Source organism: Paenibacillus sp. PCH8, from assembly GCF_002968835.1.
In the GTDB taxonomy this organism is placed as follows: Bacteria; Bacillota; Bacilli; order Paenibacillales; family Paenibacillaceae; genus Paenibacillus.
Window position 1 is genome coordinate 2754320 of the sequence record NZ_PKQK01000001.1, and the last position, 21907, is coordinate 2776226.

18 protein-coding genes are annotated in these 21907 nt (G+C 46.1%); 11 read left to right on the forward strand and 7 right to left on the reverse strand.

Features of this window, described 5'->3' with window-relative positions:
- The first annotated feature begins 173 nt into the window (after positions 1-173).
- Together C0Q44_RS11775 and C0Q44_RS11780 are read left to right on the forward strand one after the other, a co-directional pair.
- Positions 174-1376 (forward strand): MFS transporter, encoded by a 1203-nt coding sequence (locus C0Q44_RS11775; RefSeq protein WP_105407388.1) that lies wholly within the window; start codon positions 174-176, stop codon positions 1374-1376.
- A gap of 191 nt (positions 1377-1567) precedes the next feature.
- The gene (locus C0Q44_RS11780; RefSeq protein WP_105407389.1) at positions 1568-2011 is read left to right on the forward strand and encodes an Hsp20/alpha crystallin family protein; all 444 of its coding nucleotides are present in this window, start codon (positions 1568-1570) and stop codon (positions 2009-2011) included.
- 228 nt (positions 2012-2239) lie between these two features.
- Here the strand turns inward: C0Q44_RS11780 and C0Q44_RS11785 are convergent, their stop codons facing one another.
- Both C0Q44_RS11785 and C0Q44_RS11790 read right to left on the reverse strand, forming a co-directional pair.
- Positions 2240-2797, reverse strand: a complete 558-nt coding sequence (locus tag C0Q44_RS11785; RefSeq protein WP_105407390.1) for a DUF1697 domain-containing protein — start codon at positions 2795-2797, stop codon at positions 2240-2242.
- Positions 2798-2831: 34 nt separating this feature from the next.
- Complete coding sequence (locus C0Q44_RS11790) at positions 2832-3482, reverse strand: hypothetical protein (RefSeq protein WP_105407391.1); 651 nt, start codon at positions 3480-3482, stop codon at positions 2832-2834.
- A gap of 333 nt (positions 3483-3815) precedes the next feature.
- Between C0Q44_RS11790 and C0Q44_RS11795 the strand changes: the two genes are divergently transcribed.
- On the forward strand, positions 3816-5450 hold the full coding sequence (locus C0Q44_RS11795) for a DUF1593 domain-containing protein (protein WP_105407392.1): 1635 nt from the start codon (positions 3816-3818) through the stop codon (positions 5448-5450).
- 85 nt (positions 5451-5535) lie between these two features.
- On the opposite strand, the gene C0Q44_RS11800 is transcribed toward C0Q44_RS11795, so the two are convergent.
- Positions 5536-6099, reverse strand: a complete 564-nt coding sequence (locus C0Q44_RS11800; RefSeq protein WP_105407393.1) for a TetR/AcrR family transcriptional regulator — start codon at positions 6097-6099, stop codon at positions 5536-5538.
- Positions 6092-7306 carry an MFS transporter gene (locus C0Q44_RS11805; RefSeq protein WP_105407394.1) on the reverse strand — a complete coding sequence of 405 codons (1215 nt, stop codon included), beginning with the start codon at positions 7304-7306 and terminating at the stop codon, positions 6092-6094. The genes C0Q44_RS11800 and C0Q44_RS11805 overlap by 8 nt, the downstream gene beginning before the upstream one ends.
- 220 nt (positions 7307-7526) lie before the next feature.
- On the opposite strand from C0Q44_RS11805, the gene C0Q44_RS11810 reads away from it, so the two are divergent.
- Together C0Q44_RS11810 and C0Q44_RS11815 are read left to right on the forward strand one after the other, a co-directional pair.
- The gene (locus tag C0Q44_RS11810; RefSeq protein WP_105407395.1) at positions 7527-8333 is read left to right on the forward strand and encodes an alpha/beta fold hydrolase; all 807 of its coding nucleotides are present in this window, start codon (positions 7527-7529) and stop codon (positions 8331-8333) included.
- A gap of 24 nt (positions 8334-8357) precedes the next feature.
- On the forward strand, positions 8358-9341 hold the full coding sequence (locus tag C0Q44_RS11815) for a sensor domain-containing diguanylate cyclase (protein ID WP_105407396.1): 984 nt from the start codon (positions 8358-8360) through the stop codon (positions 9339-9341).
- A 148-nt stretch (positions 9342-9489) separates the two neighbouring features.
- Here C0Q44_RS11815 and C0Q44_RS11820 read toward each other — a convergent pair whose 3' ends face one another.
- From C0Q44_RS11820 to C0Q44_RS11830, 3 genes are all read right to left on the reverse strand, one after another.
- Positions 9490-10977 (reverse strand): right-handed parallel beta-helix repeat-containing protein, encoded by a 1488-nt coding sequence (locus C0Q44_RS11820; RefSeq protein WP_105407397.1) that lies wholly within the window; start codon positions 10975-10977, stop codon positions 9490-9492.
- A gap of 110 nt (positions 10978-11087) precedes the next feature.
- Entirely contained in the window at positions 11088-12413 is a 1326-nt protein-coding gene (locus tag C0Q44_RS11825) for an MFS transporter (protein WP_105407398.1), read from the reverse strand.
- 231 nt (positions 12414-12644) lie between these two features.
- Entirely contained in the window at positions 12645-15296 is a 2652-nt protein-coding gene (locus tag C0Q44_RS11830; protein ID WP_105407399.1) for a cation-translocating P-type ATPase, read from the reverse strand.
- A gap of 444 nt (positions 15297-15740) precedes the next feature.
- Here C0Q44_RS11830 and hcp point away from each other — a divergent pair, with 444 nt between their 5' ends.
- The 6 genes from hcp (at position 15741) to C0Q44_RS11855 (ending at position 21836) form a co-directional block, all read left to right on the forward strand.
- On the forward strand, positions 15741-17033 hold the full coding sequence (gene hcp / locus C0Q44_RS11835; RefSeq protein ID WP_105407400.1) for a hydroxylamine reductase: 1293 nt from the start codon (positions 15741-15743) through the stop codon (positions 17031-17033).
- A gap of 5 nt (positions 17034-17038) precedes the next feature.
- Entirely contained in the window at positions 17039-17272 is a 234-nt protein-coding gene (locus C0Q44_RS30170) for a hypothetical protein (RefSeq protein WP_181150943.1), read from the forward strand.
- 215 nt (positions 17273-17487) lie between these two features.
- The gene (locus tag C0Q44_RS11840) at positions 17488-19104 is read left to right on the forward strand and encodes a helix-turn-helix domain-containing protein (RefSeq protein WP_105407401.1); all 1617 of its coding nucleotides are present in this window, start codon (positions 17488-17490) and stop codon (positions 19102-19104) included.
- A 111-nt stretch (positions 19105-19215) separates the two neighbouring features.
- Entirely contained in the window at positions 19216-20232 is a 1017-nt protein-coding gene (locus tag C0Q44_RS11845) for an ABC transporter substrate-binding protein (RefSeq protein ID WP_105407402.1), read from the forward strand.
- The gene (locus C0Q44_RS11850; RefSeq protein ID WP_105407403.1) at positions 20233-21264 is read left to right on the forward strand and encodes an NAD(P)/FAD-dependent oxidoreductase; all 1032 of its coding nucleotides are present in this window, start codon (positions 20233-20235) and stop codon (positions 21262-21264) included.
- A gap of 182 nt (positions 21265-21446) precedes the next feature.
- Positions 21447-21836 (forward strand): hypothetical protein, encoded by a 390-nt coding sequence (locus C0Q44_RS11855; protein ID WP_105407404.1) that lies wholly within the window; start codon positions 21447-21449, stop codon positions 21834-21836.
- The last annotated feature ends 71 nt before the right edge of the window (positions 21837-21907 follow it).

Sequence of the window (21907 nt, forward strand, 5' to 3'; positions counted from 1 at the left end):
ACTGTAATCGTAGTGGTCTGGTGTAAAGTTTTAAGGGTTGATCTTATTTAAAATAAGATTAATAAATCCGGCTTGCCGTGAATTGTTCCGTATAGAGGCAGTGGGGATTCTGTCAGACTTGTATACTCCAGGTACAGTGGATACTGTACTGACATATAGAGGAGTGTATGAGTATGAACAGAATCAGAGGAAGTATTTTTTTTAGCGTATTTGCAGCCATGTTGGGTCTGATGCTGATTGCACCCATTATGCCGCCGCTTATTAGAGAGTTGGGCATGAAAGAAAGTCATTCCGGCCTTATAATTTCGCTCGGGTCCATTATGATGGCTATCATGGCTCCGGTATGGGGAAGATTCAGTGACATGAAGGGTAGAAAACAAATCATATTGATTGGATTCATAGGGATGTCTGTTAGCTGTGCATTATTTGCCTTGGTATTGTATGGGGGATTAAATACATGGATCGGAGGAGGGGTGTTGCTTACCCTTCTGATTGTGACGCGTAGTCTGATCGGCATGTTCATTCCGGCCGTGCTGTCTTCTGCCCAGGCCTATATGGGTGATGTGACAGAAGGGGAAGAGAGAGGAAGCGGAATGGCCATTATTAGCGCTGCCAATGGACTTGGCCTTGTATTTGGACCCGCGATTGCAGGAGCTTTTACCATCATTGGTCTGCTATGGCCGCTTTATTTTGGAATTTTTATAGCGATAGCAGCGTTTATTATCGCTTTGTTGTTAATCCCAGCAGCCAAACCGCTCATTCAGGCAAAGCCGCCTAAAGTAAACCCGTTCCAACGCGGTTTACGAATGTATCTTGCTGCGGGCCTGGTTACGATGATGGGCATCATGACATTACAGGTTGTCGGGGGATTTTATTTTCAGGATCAATTGGCTCTATCCCCGGCGGCGACGGCCCGAATGGTTTCATTTGGACTCATGTTCTCTGGAGCAGCGATGTTGATCATGCAGGTCGTTCAGATGAAGTGGTTGAAATGGCAGCCACGTCCGATGATTTTGCTCGGGTCCCTTTTTCTGATAGCAAGCATGATCCTGTTTCTGGTCTTCAATCAGTTGTCCATGTATTACTTCTCGTTCTTCCTGTTCGGCATGGGTTCGGGTCTGATGATGCCAGGCTTCATGGCAGGTGCTTCGCTAGCGGTCAGCAAAGAACAGCAGGGAGGTGCAGCGGGGTTGGTAGCAGCGATTCAGGGGATATCCGCCGTCATTACTCCTTTACTTACAACGACACTCTACCAGGTGGATAAACATATTCCGTTTATGCTCGTAGCTGTTCTGGTTGTCTTTTTGGCAATCATGATGCTGGGAATGAGAAAAAATCAATCCAATACTGTTACGAACTCTATTCATTCGTTATAGTCAGACAAAGTCAGAAGGTCAAAAAAGGTCTAAATAAAAGAAAAAAGGATCTATTTTAAAATAGTGAACCATGGTGAAAGAATATCGGTTTTTTTCGTCTTTTACGGACTTTGAGCCTTCTCGGCACCGATATTATAATAATCAATGTAAGCAACACCAATAAACCAACCACACAAAAGGAGATGATGTTCATGTTTGATCTGATTCCGTTTCGTAAACGAAATGAAGACCCATTCGGACACATGTTGAAATCCTTCAATGACTTGGTTGAGACCTCATTCCTCTCCCCTTTTGGAGCTGGTTCCCAGCCATTTCGGACCGACATTCGTGAGGAAGAAGACAAATATTTGGTAGAAGCTGAACTTCCGGGCATTGCCAAAGAGGATATAGACATTCAAGTCGAGGGTAGTGAATTGATCATTCGTGCCAAACGCAATGAAGATTATGAGGAAAAGGATGACTCCAATAGAGTCATTCGGCGAGAACGCCGATCTGGTGAATTTATCCGACGTTTCTATGTTGATCATATTGATGAGGAGCACATTAAGGCCAGATTGGAAAATGGGTTACTCAAGCTTGAGATTCCGAAACGTCAAGGCGATGATCCTACGCGCAGACGTATTCAGATTGATTAATCAATCCTTATATAAAGTAAAAAACTGATCTACAGAGCGAAGTAACAATAGGCATAACTATACTTGGCAAAAGCCAGACGAAGCAGGCAGCAACATCGGTAAAGGATGTTTTCTGCCTGCTTCTTTTGCAATGAGTTTTCCCATTTTTCGCATTCAGCCTAGTCATGCATGTACAGCGGATTAAGCAACATGGCACGTGCTGTGATTGGCGAATTTTTTGCATCCGATTTATTTCTCTGCCGCAGCCTGCATCAATGAAAATATTTTACGTGTGGTGTTGACGTTTCTAACCGTCATAGAGCTATAGACTTTGGAACCCACCAGCTTGTTCATGCCGCTTCTGGATGCATCTTCTCTGCTGACCGAATACAGAAGAGCACCGGGGACATAGATTAATGTGCCAATCCCCGGTTTAAGTGGGAGCTGATCCAGAACGCTCACATCATCGACTTCATTCCAGAGAAACATGACATCGCTTTTGGCTTGGTCATCATTGGTCCATTCTGCTGGAAGCGTTTGGATAACGGTCTGAATTTCATCCATACTGCGTACCATCACCTTGATCTGTAAGCTGAATTCGGTAACAATGACCGCTTCAAGTAACTGTGATATCTCTTCATTCGCATGGGCACGTTCCTGATGATCGGCAAAAATAATATTGCCAGAATTAATATATGTAACGACATCGAGCATGCCTGCTTGTTCAAACGTTTCTTTCAGTTGCTTCATATTAATTTTATTGTTCCCGCCTACATTAATGCCCCGTAGCAAAGCCACATAGATCATAGGGATGACCCTCCAATTTCTTTAACTCACCATTTTAACAAAATGACAGATACTCGAAGAGATGTACAGTATACTCTTCTCCCAATAGATCCTGCAATAAAGGCTCCACTTGTTCCAGATACTCTGGCTTGGTTTCATAGGTTTCTTCATCTTTTACTTCCCCGGCATAGCTCCGTGCCGATTCAATCAGGATAGCTAGTGCATTGAAAAATTCAGACAGCGAGTCAGCGACACGATTAGGCTCTCCACCTGTAAAAGCCACATATACAGGAGAATTCGGCGATTCAGTATCTACGATTAACGGATCATCGTTAAAGTTTGCGATAACGACGTGATTTTTTGGCCAAGTAGAGGACTCCTCATAAGGCTCATTCATGCCAATCCAGCGGAAACCTAGTTGCTGACGAAGCAGATGTTCAGGTGCGACAAAGAAGATTAGTGCTGCATCACCGATCTCGACGGCGGCATTTTTCATTTTGAGTGTGCCTTTGGCTGTGGCATCTATCATTTCATAGTGAGTGTACAGGTACTGAAGTTCTGGAGATAGAGGGATTCGTGTGTCCACTTCCGGCTGATGATGTTGATCGCGAAGCCGCAGATCATGATTTTTGAAAAGTCCATAAGCTTCATTATATAAATCCTGCTGTTCCACAAAACGGCTCAAGGCCGCATCCAGTTGTTGCAAGGTGTCTAATTCCTCCTGGTGAATTGGTTTAGTACTACGACTACGCCGATCCATTTGATTCTTGGCTATAAGCATTATACTATATCAAAGATGAATTCGAAAAAATAATTGAATACGTTTACATTCATATGTGAACATGATATACTTTCACTCAAATAAGGATTGTTACTGCTTCGGGCAGGCAAAACCTGAACATCCCTATGCGTGGACTTTGTGCCATTCATATTGATGTTTGGGTTTTTTTGCATTCTACGGTCCATATTAAGGATAGAAAACAGAGGACGTACGTATCCCGACACCAACATCACGCTGTACACAAGAAAGGGGAGCATTATGAACAAGAGAACATGGTTAAACGGATTGGCCGCAGGTTGTCTCAGTATAATTCTGGTGATTAGTGGATGCGCATCCAAAGCGCCACAAACTTCGAGTGACACACCGAATCAGGCGACAGAGCAGACCGAAAATGAAACCCAGGAACCCGTAAACAACCAAGCTGCCAAAGGCAGAACGGTGATTACAACCGACGGTGAAGTGGATGATATGAACTCGGTTATCCGGTTCCTCTTGTATTCCAATGAGATGGACCTCGCCGGAATTGTACTGACCAGTTCGGTGTATCATTATGCTGGAGACGAGGTAGCGGGGATCAAACCGTTCCGCTGGACAGGCACACAGTGGGTGTACGACATGATTGATGCGTATGGCGAAATCTATCCCAACTTGTCCAAACATGCCGAGGGCTATCCGGAGCCGGATCAGCTTCGAGCGATGACCAAGATCGGTAATATTTCCGATAAAGGGGAGATGGAGAAGGAAACGGAAGGTTCCGAATTCCTCGAAACTCTTTTCCTCGACGATGATTCCCGAGATCTGATTGTTCAGACTTGGGGTGGCACCAATACCACAGCCAGAGCGCTGAAATCGATTGAGGATCAGTACAAAGATACGGCTGAGTGGGAGACAGTCCGTAAAAAAGTAAGCGACAAACTGGTCCTGTATATTATTCTCGATCAGGATGATAGTTACAACGAATATATTGCGAAGAATTGGCCGGATATCCGCATTCTCAACGACCAATCGAACTTCTGGCATTTTGCCTATGCATGGAAGATGCATGCCGAAGAAGTGAACAGCAAGCTTCATGGTGACTGGATGGTCAAGAACATTCTGGATGGACATGGCAAGCTGATGGATATGTATGCGTCGATGGGTGACGGCAAAATGATCGAGGGCGAACTGGCCGAAGAACAGCGGGGAAGTGCTGAATATCTCAAGAACAATCCGCAATATGACAAATACGATTTTATATCTGAGGGTGATTCTCCATCCTTCTTCTACCTGATTGATAATGGGTTGCGCAGTATGGAAGACCCTTCCTACGGCGGTTGGGGTGGACGTTTTGGCGTCGTGAACGATAAGCTGTATAGAAACAATGTGCTTGATTACGATCCCTACACCAAACGGTACGAAGCCGAATATTCTCTGATGAGATGGTTTGATGATATCCAGGATGATTTTGCAGCACGTGCAGATTGGGCAGTTGCAGACACTTACGAAGGTGCCAATCACAATCCGTCCATAACGATTAAGGAAGGGTTGGATCTGAGTGTAAGTCCTGGGGAGAAAGTTACTCTTCACGCGGAAGGCACAGACCCGGATGGAGATCAACTGACCTATACGTGGTGGAGATATTTCGAAGCGGACACCTATAAGGATTCCAAAGTAGAACCGAACAAAGTTCAGCCCGAAATGGCGGGTGATCTGCAGCTTGGCTTGCATCGTGAACTTGCCAAGGACGAGCAGGTGGATACGATAAAAATGCAGGGCAGTGATACCGAAGCTGTGACATTCACCGTTCCTGACGATGCCAAAGCGGGCGATACCATTCATATCGTTGCCGAAGTACAGGATGATGGAGAGCATCAGTTGAAGCATTATCAACGTGTGATCCTAACTGTGAAATAAAGAAATAGAGGGGCTGTCCCAAAAGTCATCAACGTGGCTGGCGGGGCGCCCCTCTTATTTGTGTAGTCCTATCGTAATCAATCCGTTAGCGCTGGATGCCTGACCAGAAGACATTCCAGGTAATCGCCAAAGCTTGTTCATAGGATTGTCGTGTCTCATACACGAGCTGTATATCCAGCCCATCCATCACGGTAACAAAGGCTAAGGTGGCTTCTTCCGGACTCAGACGAATATGGGGATGTCTGGTGAATACGGCTGCCAGTTCTTCCTTCAGTGTCCCGAGGTACGTTCGATATTGGGCGAGCACAAAATCATGCACCTCCAGCGGTGTGATAAAGGACAGGACATACATAAAAGCGACGTTCGGGTGAGTCAGGAAACGATTTTTATGTTCATGCAAAAAGGCATATAGTTGCTGATCCAGAGTTTGGGCAGCAGACGTGCTGAAGAATTTGCGCACAAATTGCTGTTCCTCCTGCACGACTTCCTCATATAACTCCAGCAATAACGCTTTTTTGGATGAATAATGATAAGCCAGTGACTGCTTGCGAATGCCAGCCTCTTCGGCAATCTGCGCCATCTTGGTTCCTTCGTAACCCAGACGATTAAAATGTTGAATGGCAATTTCTTTGATTCTTTTTTTACTCAATGTCTACCTCCAATTGGCGATCTGCATACCTCTGCTGTTTTTGGGAATATACCAAATATAACAAGATATATACCACAAAAATGCCTATAGAGATAGCATACACCACCGTATAGGAAAATGCAGAAGCTACCACGCCCAAGATCAACGAGCCACCGCCAATCCCGAGGTCAAAAAAATTAAAGAAAGAAGCCATCGCATTTTCATGCTCATGTTCTTCTACAAGATTCACACACCAGGTCTGAATAGCCGGGAATATGGCACCAAAGCCAAAACCGTATAACGCGCCAGCAACCAGGAATTGTACATCATTCTGGGCGATAATCAGAACCAACAATCCCGCAATTGCAAACCCGGCGGAGGGAAGTAGAACAGACCCTGGACCATGCCGGTCAAACATTTTCCCCGAGAACAGTCGGACGGCGAAGCTGGCGATGGCAATGACAAAGAAAAACCAGGCTATATTCTCGAACCCTCTTTCGGCGGCAAATAAAGCCACAAAGGACATGATCGAACCGGCTGCAATGCCGACCAGCATAATGAGCAGGGAAGGGAAGAGTACCTTTTTTTCGATTAGTTTGACCGAAGGTACATGAGTTTGCGTAGACTCAATACGAACTCCGGTTTTCGGCTTTCTGGACACAAACACGGCCATCAGAAGTGCCAACAGCAGGATACACATACCACCCATGAACAGGCTCTGATAGTCGTACTTAAACAACAGGCTGGTACCGATCAACGGACCAATAGATATGGCGACGGTCTCCCCTACCCCGAAGTAACCCATGCCTTCTCCTCGGCGATCCCTTGGGATATTTTCTGTAGCAATCGTCGCAAAATATGTCGTTGCCAAACCAAATCCGAATCCATGGATGACCCGGAATATGAGGATCATCCAGATACCTGACGACAGGTAGTAAGCTCCTGTCATCATTGCACAGATGGTTATACCGATAATTAACAGATATTTTTTGTCTATTCGAGCTGCTAAAACAGACGTGAAGGGCCGAATCAAGATGGCAGAAAACATAAATATGCCGGTAACCAGCCCAATCTGGGAAGCTTCTCCACCCAAACTTGAGACGAAGAGAGGCAAGGTGGGTAAAAGCATTTCAAAGGCCATAAACAATAATGCGTTAGCTAACATGATAAAAATGAATGATCTTCCCCAGAGTTGCTGAGGTGTTGGACTGTGTGTTGAAATAATCATGGTTTTCCTCCGTAAATGTTTATCTTTGTCGCGCGACATGTTGAACTGAGTTTACCTGACGGTAGTCAGATTGTAAAGTGTATATTTAGAGCAATAATTAATGAATTATTGGTGGATGAGAGAAGCAATTAATAATTTGTAATCCACATCCCAACATTTTCCGATATAATAATCAGATAAAATAATTCTAGAGAATACTACCTCAGAGAGGTGATATGAAATGACGATGGATGTGCTTGTCAGAAATAATGTTAAAGTGCTTGGCTCAGGTAGCCAAACGATTGTATTTGCTCATGGTTTTGGATGTGATCAGGATATGTGGCGTTACATCGTCCCTGCATTTAGCGAAAACTATCGTGTGGTTTTGTTTGATTATGTTGGATCTGGCGAATCTCAAATTAACTATTATGATACTGTCAAATATAGCAACCTTGAAGGATACGCCCAGGATGTGCTGGAGATTATGGAAGCACTCGAACTACGAGACACCATATTTGTCGGACATTCGGTCAGCAGTATGATCGGCATGCTGGCATCGATTCAGAACCCCAAACATTTCAAACAAATTGTCATGTTGGGGCCTTCCCCGCGTTACGTGAATGATCTTCCAAGTTATTATGGAGGTTTTGATCGGAATGATATCGATGAACTGCTTGAGATGATGCAGATGAATTTCATTGGGTGGGCGAGTTATCTGGCACCTATTGTGATGAACCATCCGGAACGAAAAGATCTGGCGGAAGAGTTGGAGAAAAGCTTCTGCTCCAGAAATCCGCATATTGCGAGACAATTTGCCGAAGTGACGTTTTTATCGGACTGTCGTATTGATCTGGAGCGAGCAACTGTACCAACACTGATTCTACAATGCTCCGATGACAGTATTGCCCCGGTTGAAGTAGGGGATTACTTACACGCGCATCTGAAGAATAGCAGGTTGCAACAGATGTCGGCCAAGGGGCATTATCCGCATCTCAGTCAACCGGAAGAAACGATTCGAATGATTAAGGAGTATTTGACGAGCGCATAAAACTCGGAAGAAAGGCAGTTATTCATGGACATACAATTAGATCTGGCCCCCTGTGGATACTTCTCTATCTCTGATTCAGGGATTGTACAATCAATTAATCAAACTTTTCTTACGATGCTTGGTTACGAACGTGACGAGCTTATGGGGAAACATATTGAGTCCACCATGTCGGTGAGCAACAAAGTGTTCTTCCATACGTATTTCTATCCATACATCCAGCTATACGGACATGTGGACGAGATGTACTTCACGTTCCGTACCCGTGATCAACAGGCTGTTCCGGTGCTGCTCAACGGTATTCGTATGACACGGGACGGGGAAAGCGTCATGGATTGTGTCGTTGTAGTCATGCGTAAGCGAATCGAACATGAGAAGGATATTTTGCATACCAAAACCAAGCTGCAGGAGCTGTATCAAGCGACCCAGGAAGCGAACAAGGAGCTTGAACGATTACATGAGGAATATAAGATCAAGGAGCAGGCGCTCATCAAGGTGAATGACCAGTTGGAGACGCTGGCCTCCACCGACTTGCTGACAGGACTGAGGAACCGCAGGTTTTTCCAGGAGAAGATGGCTGAGGAGTTACTGCTATTTCAGGAAGAGCAACGTTATTTCTCCCTTCTGGTGGTAGACATTGATCATTTCAAAAGAATTAATGATACGTACGGACATCCGATCGGTGATCTGGTGCTCGGCAATCTCGCGGGGCTGCTGCAATCGGTATCGCGAAGTACGGATGTGGTGGCACGTTACGGCGGAGAGGAATTTGTCATCATCCTTTCGGATTGTGAAGAGGAGCAAGCGAGCAGCATTGCAGAGGGATATCGTTCACAGGTTGCTTCAGCCGATTGGGGCGAATATAACATTACCGTGAGTATTGGTGCGGCCACTGTTGTAGAGCAAGATACGGAACAGACCTTGTTCCAAAATGCGGACAACGCCCTGTATGCCTCCAAAACCGGAGGACGAAACCGGGTGACACATGCAGCACAGATGGTGAAAAGTTAAGGTTTGGATCGGATCAATCAGATTGTACCAAACAAAAATCATAGGGAGCCTGTACAATATGGGATCGATGATCCCGTATTGCACAGGCTCCCTATATTTGTGTGAAATTAGACTGAACTAATTTCACTTGAGTAGTATCAGAATAACATTACCTTGGAGCAAGGTAGCCATACGCCATTGCCGGTGAATTCGCCTGAAGGCCGAAGTCTCCATTGGATACATCGATAAATGCCGGGTTCACATATATGGAGTGTGCATCGTTGCCAGATCTCTTCATGTAGGCGGCGATGCCGGAATAGGCTTTATTTTTCCAAACCCACAAAGCATCTTTCGGTTGTCCCGATGAGTAGTAGACATTATGGTCAAACACATTGCCGGTATTGCTGGTATATTCATTGTATATCAGCACATCCGAGCTGGCCGATACGAGAATGTTACGCATGAACGTATTGTTGCTCGTCCGTGACTGCATAAATAACTGTCCGTTGCCAGCATTCAGGGTATCATTCCCTACCAGTGTATTGTACATGATCTTGCTATCCTCGGTAGCTCCCCGTTCTTCGTCATATCCTCCCATGGCAATGCCCGTCAGTCGGTTGGAATAAATCAGGTTATCCGTCACCGTAATATTGCTTGTCGAACGTCCGGCATGCTCTGAGGCAATCTCAATCCCGATATCACTCTGATATACCCGGTTTTGCTCAATCATATGATCTTTCCCGCCATCTACATAGATGCCACCTGCTGAGTTACTATCATTAGGCAGGTCTGTTCCATAGGAGGGATTGTTATTGGAGGTGATATTGTACACTTCGTTGCCACGTACGATACCGTTCCGAGCCTGATCATACGTGTCATCCTCGGAAATACCTTCATATCCAATGAGATCAATGCCAATGTTATCGGTATCATGGATGGTATTATTCAATATGGCGAAGGTATCGACATTACCGTTGATTGCAAGTGACTCGCTGGAACCGAGTGTTAGATCATACAATTCATTATCTTTGATGATGATATCGCGCAATGCTATAGGGTGCTCTGTGCCATATATGGCAATACCGTGGGCATCCCTGCCCCTTAAATCGGGACCTTCAGGTGGTGCATCATTGGCGATTGCGTGTATGGTGTTGCCCAACAGCTGAATATGCTCTCCTGCTCCGTGGACATAGATACCGGTTGGAACCTGGCCCCCAAGTGTGGTTGTAAAGTTACGAATTTCAAAGTTCTGAATGGTGATATAACTGGCATGTTCAACTTCAATTAACCCTTCGATGCCTCGTACGGAGAGGCCTTCACCATCAAGGATAACCTTCTCCTGAGGATAGCTTGAAAATAGAGTCGGATTACCGGAGGAACGACCACTTCGGGTGATTTTGACTTTCTGATGATACACACCTTCACGCAGATAGATCGTGCTTCCTGGCGAAGCGTGGTCGGCTGCATACTGCAACGTCTTCCATGGAGATTGAATGGTTCCTTTATTCGAGTCATCTCCTTGAGGTGATATGTAATGGATTACCTGAGGATCAGACTTTGGAACAGAAATAGGTGCCTTCATGGACTGGCTATGATCCTGACAACCCGATACGAGCAACGTCAGAATCGGAATCATAAGTAAAAATACGCGAATCAAATTGTTTCCCCCTTGCGTTTAGCTTAGAAGATAAATTATAGCAGATTTGAACGGGTTAATAAGCCATGATTGCTCATATAAAATCAGCGAGGAGACGGCTCATGAATACATTAAGGTTCAATGCCTGAGCGTGAAGCTCTGCTGTGCCAGACGGTCAACCCGAGTGAAGCAACACAGACGATCAACAGACATGCATACACCACATGATAAGCTTCCTCTACCGAGACCCCCGGAATGCTGTGTAGCAGCATTCCGCACACGGCTACAGACACGGAACCCCCGAAGAATTGAATCAACTGTAACATGCCCATACCGGAGCCAATTTGCGCTTTGGGCAGCACACGTGACGCTTCATTATTCAGTGAGGCCATGGAGGCTGAGAGTGCTGGTGAGAAAAAGAGATAACCACTGGTGATGATCAGAGCGGACTGATCCAGTCCCAACATGAATAAGGCAAGTACCGCTGCAAGCAGGGTCTGTCCGATAATCATGAATCGCATATTGCCATATCGGTCGATCCAGCGTCCAACGAAACGCGTGCAAAAAGCCGCAACGATGGCTCCAGGAGCAATTAATAGACCGATGGCGAGCGAAGATCGTCCATATAGATCAGCAAGTACTAGCGGCATTAAGAACAGATTGCCCAGGTTCACGACCAGCACGCAGAAGCCGATGATGATTAGCCGGGTAAATCCCGGCGTTTGGAACACTTGTGGATTTACAAATGGAAGACTCGCTTTGCGAATATACAGGATATGCGCAACCAGGGAGACCACACCAATCGTCAACCATAACCAGGATTGCTGCGTGATGGCTACAAGAAGGCTGATCGCATTAATGACGGTTAAGATGGCTCCGATGATATCAAAAGGCTGATCCGTTTTGACCGTTTCACGCGGGAGAAAATAGAGCAATACAGGCAGAGCGAACAGTACCAGCACCGTTATGCCAAAAAGTCCGTTCCAGCCCCAGTACTCGCTAATGAGTCCGCCAACAATGGGGCCCAGACCAAAAGCCATGGCGCTACCCGATGAGATCAGTGCTATGGCAGCACCGCGCCGTTCCACCGGGATGTAACGACTTGCAATGATGAGACCGAGACCGGCCATCACCCCTGCACCCGCCGATTGCAGAATACGAGTCAGCAACAGAATTGCGAAGCTGTGGGCGAACAATCCGAGTAAGGAAGATAATCCGAGGATCAGTAATCCCACCGTCAACAGCTTGCGCACGGGAATACGATCTGACAAACGACTGAATATCACTGTCGATAGGGCATAACCAATCGAATAGCTTGAGATGACCCAGGACCCCAGGTCAGAGGTGATCTGCAGATCATGAATAATGACTGGCAAGGAAACATTGAACATGGTGGTGTTCATCACTACGATGAACAGGCAGCAGGTCCAGAGTGGCATGACAATTTTATCGTTCACGTAACCATTCCTGTCTATGGATTCAATTGGAGTATATTGAAAAGCAAATCATCATTTTACGCCCATTTTGGATATATGGCAATAATGCCATACTGTTTGTCGCTTGGAATATATATGAATTTATGTGCTGTGGGACGATAAATCATAGACGAATAAACAAATAGGCGCCCTGACAAAGGGCACCTATTCGTGCATGAAACGTTTTAGTGTAAGAAGTACATCTTATGACTCTTATGCCGCAGTAACTTGTTTGCCGCGATTGCGAATCCACTTGATGACATCCATTAGAATGACGGCAACGAGAGCGAGCCCGCCAGCAATCAGGAACTCATTCCAGCCAAACGTATCCGGGATGGCGAAGACACCGCGAACACCTGGAATCAGCGTGATGCCGTATAAGCAGAGACATACAAGGACGGAGCCAAGCACGAATTTGTTCGTGGTGAAGCCCACCTGGAAGATGGTCTGTGTGTTGGAACGTGCTGCAAAAGTTTGCAGACTGCGTGCCAGAATCAGGGTTGTGAAGGCCATAGCTACACTGATCTCCTCCGAGATGCCAAGGCCGATATATTGAGACACAATAACGGCCGCACCAATCAGGACACCACGCGTAATCACAGCCTGCAACGTACCTCCAGCGAAGATGCCTTCGTTAATATCACGTGGTTTGCGCCGCATAACATCCGGCTCTGGTTTCTCGGTACCCAGTGCAATCGCCGGCAGGGAGTCGTTCACCAGATTGATGAATAACAGCTGAAGGGCCGTAAATGGATTAACCCAACCGACGATCAAGGCAAACAAAATGGCGATAATCGCGCCGAGGTTACCGGCAAACAGGTAAGCGATGGCTTTTTTGATATTATCAAATACCATCCGTCCGACACTAACCGCATTCACGATGGAGACAAAGTTATCATCCGTCAGAATCATGGCTGCTGCATCCTTGGCAACATCTGTTCCGCTACCCATCGCTACGCCGATGTCGGCTTGTTTGAGCGCAGGTGCGTCATTAACTCCATCTCCGGTCATGGCTGCAACCTTACCTTTGCGCTGCCACGCACGCACGATGCGGATTTTATTCTCAGGTGATACCCTTGCGTATACCGAGATGTGTTCGAGTTGTTGATCCAACTCTTCATCGGACATTTTGTCCAGTTCGGCGCCTGTAATAGCTAGATCATCCGGTTCGGCAAGACCGATATCCACACCGATGGCCTGAGCCGTCGTTTTGTGATCTCCGGTGATCATGATGGTGCGAATGCCCGCTTTTTTGGACTCTTCAATAGAGCCGTATACCGCTTCACGCGGTGGATCAATCATGGCTGTCAGGCCAACCAGCGTCAGATCATGCTCGTCATCAATCGTGACCTGGTTTTTATCATCGAATTTTTTGTACGCATAGGCCAGCACACGGAAGGCCCGTTTGGAGAAAGCTTCATTTTTTTCTTCAAACTGTGTACGAATCTCGGGTGTCAGGGGCTGAACTTCACCGTTAATAAACACATGACTACAACGGCTGAACAGCACATCCGGTCCACCTTTGGTCAGCAAAGCCGTCTGTCCTTCAAACGTATGAACCGTACTCATGAGCTTTCGATCCGAGTCAAAGGGAAGCTCGGCTTCGCGCGGGAACTGGTCACGGATTTCATTGTAATCCTTGTTCACCCGGTTACTGAAGGCAATCAGTGCCACTTCGGTAGGGTCACCGAGTTCCTTGCCTTCCTGGTTGATATTCGAATCATTGCAGAGCACTGCAATATGTAATAAACGTCGTTCCTCTTCCGACCACTGTTCGGGATCATCCGGGAATTCGTCTTTGGTGCCATGGGGAATGTAATAGTCCACGACCGTCATCTTGTTCTGAGTTAGTGTTCCTGTTTTGTCCGTACAGATGATGCTGGCAGAACCCAACGCTTCCACGGCAGGCAGTCTGCGAATGATCGCATGCTGTTTGGCCATCTTATTGGTTCCGAGTGACAATACAATGGTCACAATGGAGGAGAGAGCTTCGGGAATGGCAGCGACAGCAACGGCTACAGCAAACATCAGTGCATTCACAATGGATGGTCCGATATTCTCCGTACCTTCGGTTAACCATACACGACCCGCTTCAATGGCAAAGATGAGAATGGACAGGCCAAGAATGAAAAAGCCCAGTTTTTTGCTGAATGACTCCAACTTACGCTGTAATGGCGTTTCCTTGGCTTCTGCATTTTCAATCAATTCGGCAATCTTGCCGATTTCGGTTTTGAGTGCCGTACCTGTAATGACGAGCATACCGCGGCCATATACAACCAGTGAACCACTGAAGGCCATATTGCGACGATCTCCGATAGGAGCTTCATCCGGGATGGCATCGGCGTGTTTTTCCGCAGCTTCCGATTCTCCGGTCAGCATGCCTTCGTTAATTTTCAGGCTGCCTGATTCCAAAATACGCCCGTCGGCCGGAACATAATCGCCTGCGTCCAGCATAACAATATCACCGGGCACGAGTTCCCGCGCGGGAATGGTCTTTTTCTGGCCGTCACGAATGACTTTAGCTTCAGGTGCAGACATTTGCTTCAAGGCATCGAGCGAGCTCTCGGCTTTTTTGGTCTGCACCACACTGATGACCGCATTTAACAGAATGACCAGGAATATAATTAACGATTCGATCAGATGTCCGAGTACAACTTGTACCGCGGCTGCAATCAGCAGCACGATGACCATCGGATCTTTGAAATTTTCGAGGAACAGTTTCCAGACGGGTGTTGCAGCTTTCCCTTTTAACTCGTTATATCCTTCCGTTTCAATTCTCTTCTCAGCTTCTGAGGTTGTGAGTCCTTTGGAGGAACTCTGTACGTCCTGGAGTGTTTCCTCTGCACTGTGTCTATAATGTTGCAATTGACCAGCTCCTTGAGTATTAGATTTCTCTGTGTATTACCCTTACGAATAAAATCTAGAATCGTTTCATTTCCATATTTTTTTAGATTATAGAATGTATAAGTTTTCGGAGCTGAAGGATTCGATAATCGCAAGAAAAGCAACCGCTAAACCACGAATGTATCATCAATGAAAGTGCTTCGATCAGAAGTTTTTCTTATGTACACAGTATTTTTCATAGTGAGCCAAGATATGCCTCTGTTTCAAATTTATTATTTCCAGTGATGCAGTGACCTGACATACATCACTGGAAATGGTGTGGATAATGGTCTGAGAGAAAATGGTAAAGGGAAAATATGGGTTTTTATTTGAAAAACTGTGTGCGATATCACAATTCCTCCTCTCCGGGTCTGTTACGCTAGTTCGTAAGGAAAAGCGTTAATCCATGTTTGGAGGGGAATGTATATGTTTTGTTATCAATGCGAACAGACGCCAAGTGGCGGGTGTACCGTGGTTGGGGTATGTGGCAAAAATGAAACGATTGCGAGTTTGCAGGATACCATGATTTTTGCGTTAAAAGGAATCGCTGCTTATGCGACACACGCACGCCAGTTGGGATATTCTGATCCAGAGGTGGATCGGATTACACATGAGGCATTATATATGACATTAACGAACTCGAATTTTAATGTGCAGGAACATCTGGAGATGGCCATGAAAGTCGGAAATGCAGCAATCCGCATTATGGACGTGCTGGATCGTGCGCACACAGACCGCTTCGGTATTCCACAACCGATAACCGTTAGTCAGAACCAGATCGAAGGTCAGTGTATCGTGGTGACGGGGCATAATCTGTATGCACTGGAGGAGTTGCTGCGTCAGACCGAAGGCAAAGGAATCAACATCTATACCCACTCGGAAATGTTGCCTGCGCACGGCTATCCGGCGCTGAAGAAATACGCTCATCTCAAGGGGAATATCGGTAAAGCTTGGTACGATCAGCGCAGACTGTTTGAACAATTTCCGGGTGCGATTCTTGCAACAACGAACTGCGTGATGCCGATCAAAGGCACCTATGCAGATCGCTTCTTCTCTTATGAAGTGGCAGGCCTTGAGGGTGTTGCCAAGATTACGGAAGATGATTTCTCACCTCTGATTGAACGCGCGTTGTCACTGCCAGCGGCCAATGTACAGTCGGAGCAGGTATTAACGACAGGATACCATCATGAGACGGTGATTGGACTTGCGCCGGAGATTATTCAAGCGGTCAAAGACGGGCATATCCGTCGTTTCTTCGTTATTGCAGGCTGTGATGCACCGGGCAAAGGCGGCAACTATTATCGTGAATTGGCTACATCGCTGCCGAATGATACGGTTATCCTCACCACGTCCTGTGGCAAATTCCGCTTCAATGATGTGGATTACGGAACGGTAGGAGACACGGGCATTCCGCGTTATATCGACTTGGGACAATGCAATAACTCCGGTTCAACGGTGAAGATTGCCATGGCCTTGGCTGACGCTTTTGGCTGTACGGTCAACGAGTTACCTGTCAGCATCGTCCTGTCCTGGTTTGAGCAAAAAGCAGTTGCGATCTTGCTCGGCCTGTTCAGCCTCGGCATTCAGGACATTCGGATTGGACCGAAACCGCCTGAGTTCATATCCGAAGGTGTCTTGGATGTACTCGTGGACATGTTCGGTCTGAAGTTAATTACAACGGCAGAAGAAGATATGAATGCGATGCTGGCCTTGTCATAAGATCAATGAATTTTATATACGATGTATTAGGGCGTGTCTCAAAACTCGCTGAAGTGCATCTTTTACCGCCTTTTCGCCCCCTGCTGCGTCACTTTCCCTTGACGTGCCCCGGCACGCCTGCGAAAAACTTCCTTGCTTGGAACGAAAATTCGGCAAAATCTGCTTCCTTCGGAGTTTTCAGACAAGCCCTAGAAGCCTGCGCTGCCGCAGGCTTTTTTGGTTATAAAGAAGATGTCTAGGCCTCGCTTGCAAACGGACTGCGCTCGAAAGAGCCTGTGCCTTAGGGTACGGGCTTTTTCGTTTTTTTGCTATCTGAATAATACAAGTATAACTTGCATAATAACTGCCCTTCATTTTATTCAAGCCATAGCTTGTTGTATATGGAGTTGTCATGTATTTTGATATAGTGAAACGTATAAATGGGGATGATCATTCCCTTTGAAAGGATAACGATATGTCTGACAACATGGAATGGATTGCTCAGTGGAAGTCAACCAAGGCATTAACCAATGCATGGATAACGAAAGGCGAACTGCACCACTTTTACAGTCACACCTTGATATTTATTATTGATGGGAAAGCAATCTGGAATATGAATGGACACCGAGTTCACGTCTCCTTTGGAGAATTAATAGCGCTCGAAGAGAACTCTGTAATGGAGGTCATTGAAGGTGGCAATCTGGATCTGGCAGGCTGGCATGTTCAGTTCGATACATATTCGGTGTTGCATGAGCGAAGGGAAGCAGAGAAATTCGAATGGCGGTTACCGTCAGGAGAGGCGTATCAGAAGATGCAACTGTCTGGTGGAGATCTGGCAAGTATCATTCAGCATTGGAGTGAAGAGGATACACAGGATCAGAGTGCAGGATGGGTTGGGAATCAGCATCTGTTATATGAACTGTTAAGACATCTGTATCGGAAACAGCCGGATAACGAACGGAAGCCAGAACATGGCATACTTCGCTCCATTGACTATATGCAGCAGCATTATGATCAGGTCATTACACGTATGCAGTTAGCACAGATTGCCGGTATTAGTCCATGGCATTATTCTCGCAAGTTTAGCGAACAATATGGTAAGCCACCTCTGGATTATCTGGCCCACTACCGGATCTATCGCGCACAGGAAGAACTGTTATTAACCGCAGCAACCTCTCAGGATATTGCCAAAAAGTCTGGATTTGAAGATGCTCATTATTTCAGTCGCCGCTTCAAACAATTGACTGGTGTATCACCCAAGAGATATAGGCAGACGATAACGCAGCGTAAGATCGTGTCCCTTTCCCCCATCTGTGCCGAAATCATGATTCATCTGGGTGTCATTCCATATGCCGTAGTGGTCACCCCGATCCTGTTGTCCCCACATCATCGGGAACAGTTCATAGCGCATGGAGTGCAGATGCTGGAGGTTACACAGTATGAAGTGGAGATCGAACTTGTTCGACAAGTTCAGCCAGAGATGATGATAGGAAACGTATCGACGGAAGAAGTCAAAAGAGGGCTGCGCACGATTGCACCGATTCTGACTGGACTTCATCAGGATGTGGAGCCATTGCTCCATCAAGTAGCAACCTGGTTCTTCAAAGAAGAAGAGGCTCACAGATTACATCAGCAGATGAAACAAGAGGTTTATCTAGCGAAGCAACAATTACAACATATCATTCAACCTGCTTCCACAGTGATGTTGTTAAGGGTAGAAGCATTCGGATATCGATATCTGGGTGGGCACTCACATGGGGCTTCTCAATTGTTATATGGACAGCTTGGTTTAACATTGCCGCATGCGCTGCATTCAGGTACAGCCTGGTTTAATCCTTGTTCACTTGATCTGCTTGCACTAGCCAATCCCGATTACCTGTTTGTGGAGAAGCGGATCATGCAGCACTTTAGTGCAGAAGAGAATATGAGGAAACTATGGGAGAGCCCACAATGGAACGAGCTGAAGGCTGTGAAAAATAACCGGGTGTATTACGTTGATACTCATCTGTGGGTAGACGGTCATGGAATTACGGGACATACCCTGATCCTAAATCAGATTATTCGCAATCTGACAGAAACGACACCTGTGTGAGCACAATAATCCAATTGAATACGCACGATATGCTATGGAAGGGATACTTCTTATTTGATACTATTTGATAATAATTATCATTATCAATATAAATAAGGGGCGAAGGATATCATGTCACAAAGATTCAAAGGGTTGGGCATCATGCTATTGGTGATCAGTGTAATGCTGGCGGCATGTTCCGGTGGAACAAAAGAAGAAAATGTAACAGCCGGGACAGCAGAGACTCAGATTGAAGGAGCAGCAAGTACAACGGAAGAAGCAGGGGATGCCAGTAGAACTAAAGTGGTACAGGATCAGTTTGGAGAAGTAACAATTCCTGCCAATCCTCAAAATTTAATTGTGTTCGATTCGATCTATGCCGAGTATCTGATTGAGATGGGGGTTACACCCCAAATCGTTTTGTTAACTCCAGAAGTCGAAGCGGAATACCGGCCTGCTTATTTTAAAGAACACGGAGTTCAGGTCATCGAAGTCGAGCAATACCAATATAACTATGAGCAATTGCTTGCGTTGTCACCGGATATGATCCTTACAGCAGGCGAAGGTATGGAACAGGGCGTATATGACGAGTTGTCCAAAATTGCTCCAACGGTGGCACTGGACGCCAACAGTGAAATGAAGCGTGCCATGCCGAAGCTGGCAGCCATATTCGACAAGACCGAGGAAGCTGTCAAAGTACTGGCTGAATTCGACGAGAAAGCAGCACAAGCAAAAGAAAAAATTGCGGCAGCCCTTGGAGACAAGACTGTATTGGTTCTCCGTGTGGAGCACAATCGTTACCGTTTCATGGGTCCCAAAGGAGGAAGCAGCAGTGTTTTCTTCTATGACATCTTGGGCCTGAATAGTCCTGAAGTTATTGAAGACTCTACAGATTGGTTTAGCCAGTTCTCGCTTGAATTCTTGCCTGAGATGAATCCGGACTATATTTTCCTGGAAGACAGAACTCTCGTAGGTTATGACACGAAGAAATCGATGGAAGATCTGAAAGCAAGTCAGGTGTGGGCGAACCTGGAGGCTGTGAAGAATGATCATGTCTTCCCACTGAAGACGAGTGAATTTGTATCTGGTGTAGGCCCGATTGGTTCTGTGAAGTTAATGGACTATATTGTTGAAAAGTTGGTGCCATAGATGACTACAGAGAATCAACTGGACATTTATGATATTACTATCGTTGGTGGGGGACCTGCTGGAATGTACGCCTCCTTTTACAGTGGCATGAGAGCCATGCGCACCAAAATCATAGAAGCCAAACAGGAACTGGGCGGATTCATGCGTACATACCCGGAGAAGCTAATCTGGGATGTGGGCGGCGTTGATCCGATTCGCTGCGAGAAGCTGATTGAATCGCTGGAAAGACAAGCGAGAACGTTCGATCCAACGATAGTGTTAGGGCAGGAAATTGCCGAGCTTGACCGACGTGGAGATGGTGTATTTGTACTCATTTCCAAAACGGGTGAGCGTCATTACACACGTACCATCCTGTTATGTGCGGGCAGAGGCATGACTCAGGTGCAAAAGCTGGATATCGACGGTGCCAATCGGTATGAGCTGACGAATCTGCACTACACGATAACTGATCTGTCCCGATTTGCCGGGAAACGTGTGCTGATCTCTGGCGGCGGCGATTCTGCAGTCGATTGGGCGAATGAAATGGGTAAAATAGCAAGTGAAGTCACGGTAGCACACAGACGCTATGAATTTACCGGACATGAGTCGCCTGTAGCCCAGATGAAAGCTCAAGCAAACGTCATGACGCCATTCAGCATCTCACGTCTGTACGGTAAAGGTGACAAAATAGATCGTGTCGAGCTTGCCCATGTAGAAACGGGTGAGATCACATATGTTGAAGTGGATGAAGTTGTCGTAAGCCATGGATATGATCGTGATTTCGGCAACCTCGTACAATGGGGACTGGCGCGGGAAGATTATGGCGTGTCCGTTGATCAGCGCATGCGTACCAACCTTCCAGGCATATTCGGAGCAGGTGATTTCATCACCTATGGAAGTAAAGTCAGGCTGATCGCAGGTGCTTTTAACGATGCGGTGCTCGCGGTCAACAGTGCCAAGATGTATCTGGAACCTGCTGCTTCCGATATGGCGGGTGTATCTTCTCACAATGCCCGGTTCTATGAGAAAAACAAAGCTCTTTCCAATACGTAGGTAGGTATGTACGGATAGAAGGCAATCTGAAGAAGCCCGAACAACGTCGAGATTGCCTCGAAATTGCGTCGGGCTTTTTCCAATAGAATGGTGCAGATAGGAAATGAAATACAAGTTGAAGAAATGATATAATCAAATCAAAGAAATATGAAAGATCACTATGGGAGGTAGCAGATGAAAAAATGAACAAATTTATATCTTCTCCTCTTGAGTTTGAAGTCTTGGAGCATGACCAGGTGATTGCCAAAGTGAAGTTGGATTATAGTAATCAAACGGTTGAAGTATGGCAAGATGAGAGTATCTCACCTGTTTTTCTCCCTTTTCCAAGAAAGTCCAAGGTGACCGTAGGAGATGTACTGGATTACTTTGAATCCAGATGCTTCCCTCGGACCAGACACCATGCTGATAAAGTTCTACAATCATTAGGTCTGAATGATTATGTAGCTTCGGATATCGTAAAACAAACCCATGGTGTCTTATATGATGATTATGTCTGGATTAGATTTTCTAATGAGGAGTTGTCTTGTGCTGATGTGCATCCCCGTTTTGCAGGTGAGCAAGGATTCTCGTAAGACTTTTGTCAGTAGCAGCAAGATCTTGGGAGAGTTGCTCAAATTTTAAGATCCCAGATTCGAAAGTATGA

Coding starts and splice junctions, on each gene's coding strand:
- C0Q44_RS11775 (WP_105407388.1), top strand. CDS start 174: ATGAACAGAATCAGAGGAAGTATTTTTTTTAGCGTATTTGCAGCCATG.
- C0Q44_RS11780 (WP_105407389.1), top strand. CDS start 1,568: ATGTTTGATCTGATTCCGTTTCGTAAACGAAATGAAGACCCATTCGGA.
- C0Q44_RS11785 (WP_105407390.1), bottom strand. CDS start 2,797: ATGATCTATGTGGCTTTGCTACGGGGCATTAATGTAGGCGGGAACAAT.
- C0Q44_RS11795 (WP_105407392.1), top strand. CDS start 3,816: ATGAACAAGAGAACATGGTTAAACGGATTGGCCGCAGGTTGTCTCAGT.
- C0Q44_RS11805 (WP_105407394.1), bottom strand. CDS start 7,306: ATGATTATTTCAACACACAGTCCAACACCTCAGCAACTCTGGGGAAGA.
- C0Q44_RS11810 (WP_105407395.1), top strand. CDS start 7,527: ATGACGATGGATGTGCTTGTCAGAAATAATGTTAAAGTGCTTGGCTCA.
- C0Q44_RS11815 (WP_105407396.1), top strand. CDS start 8,358: ATGGACATACAATTAGATCTGGCCCCCTGTGGATACTTCTCTATCTCT.
- hcp (WP_105407400.1), top strand. CDS start 15,741: ATGTTTTGTTATCAATGCGAACAGACGCCAAGTGGCGGGTGTACCGTG.
- C0Q44_RS30170 (WP_181150943.1), top strand. CDS start 17,039: ATGAATTTTATATACGATGTATTAGGGCGTGTCTCAAAACTCGCTGAA.
- C0Q44_RS11840 (WP_105407401.1), top strand. CDS start 17,488: ATGTCTGACAACATGGAATGGATTGCTCAGTGGAAGTCAACCAAGGCA.
- C0Q44_RS11845 (WP_105407402.1), top strand. CDS start 19,216: ATGTCACAAAGATTCAAAGGGTTGGGCATCATGCTATTGGTGATCAGT.
- C0Q44_RS11850 (WP_105407403.1), top strand. CDS start 20,233: ATGACTACAGAGAATCAACTGGACATTTATGATATTACTATCGTTGGT.
- C0Q44_RS11855 (WP_105407404.1), top strand. CDS start 21,447: ATGAACAAATTTATATCTTCTCCTCTTGAGTTTGAAGTCTTGGAGCAT.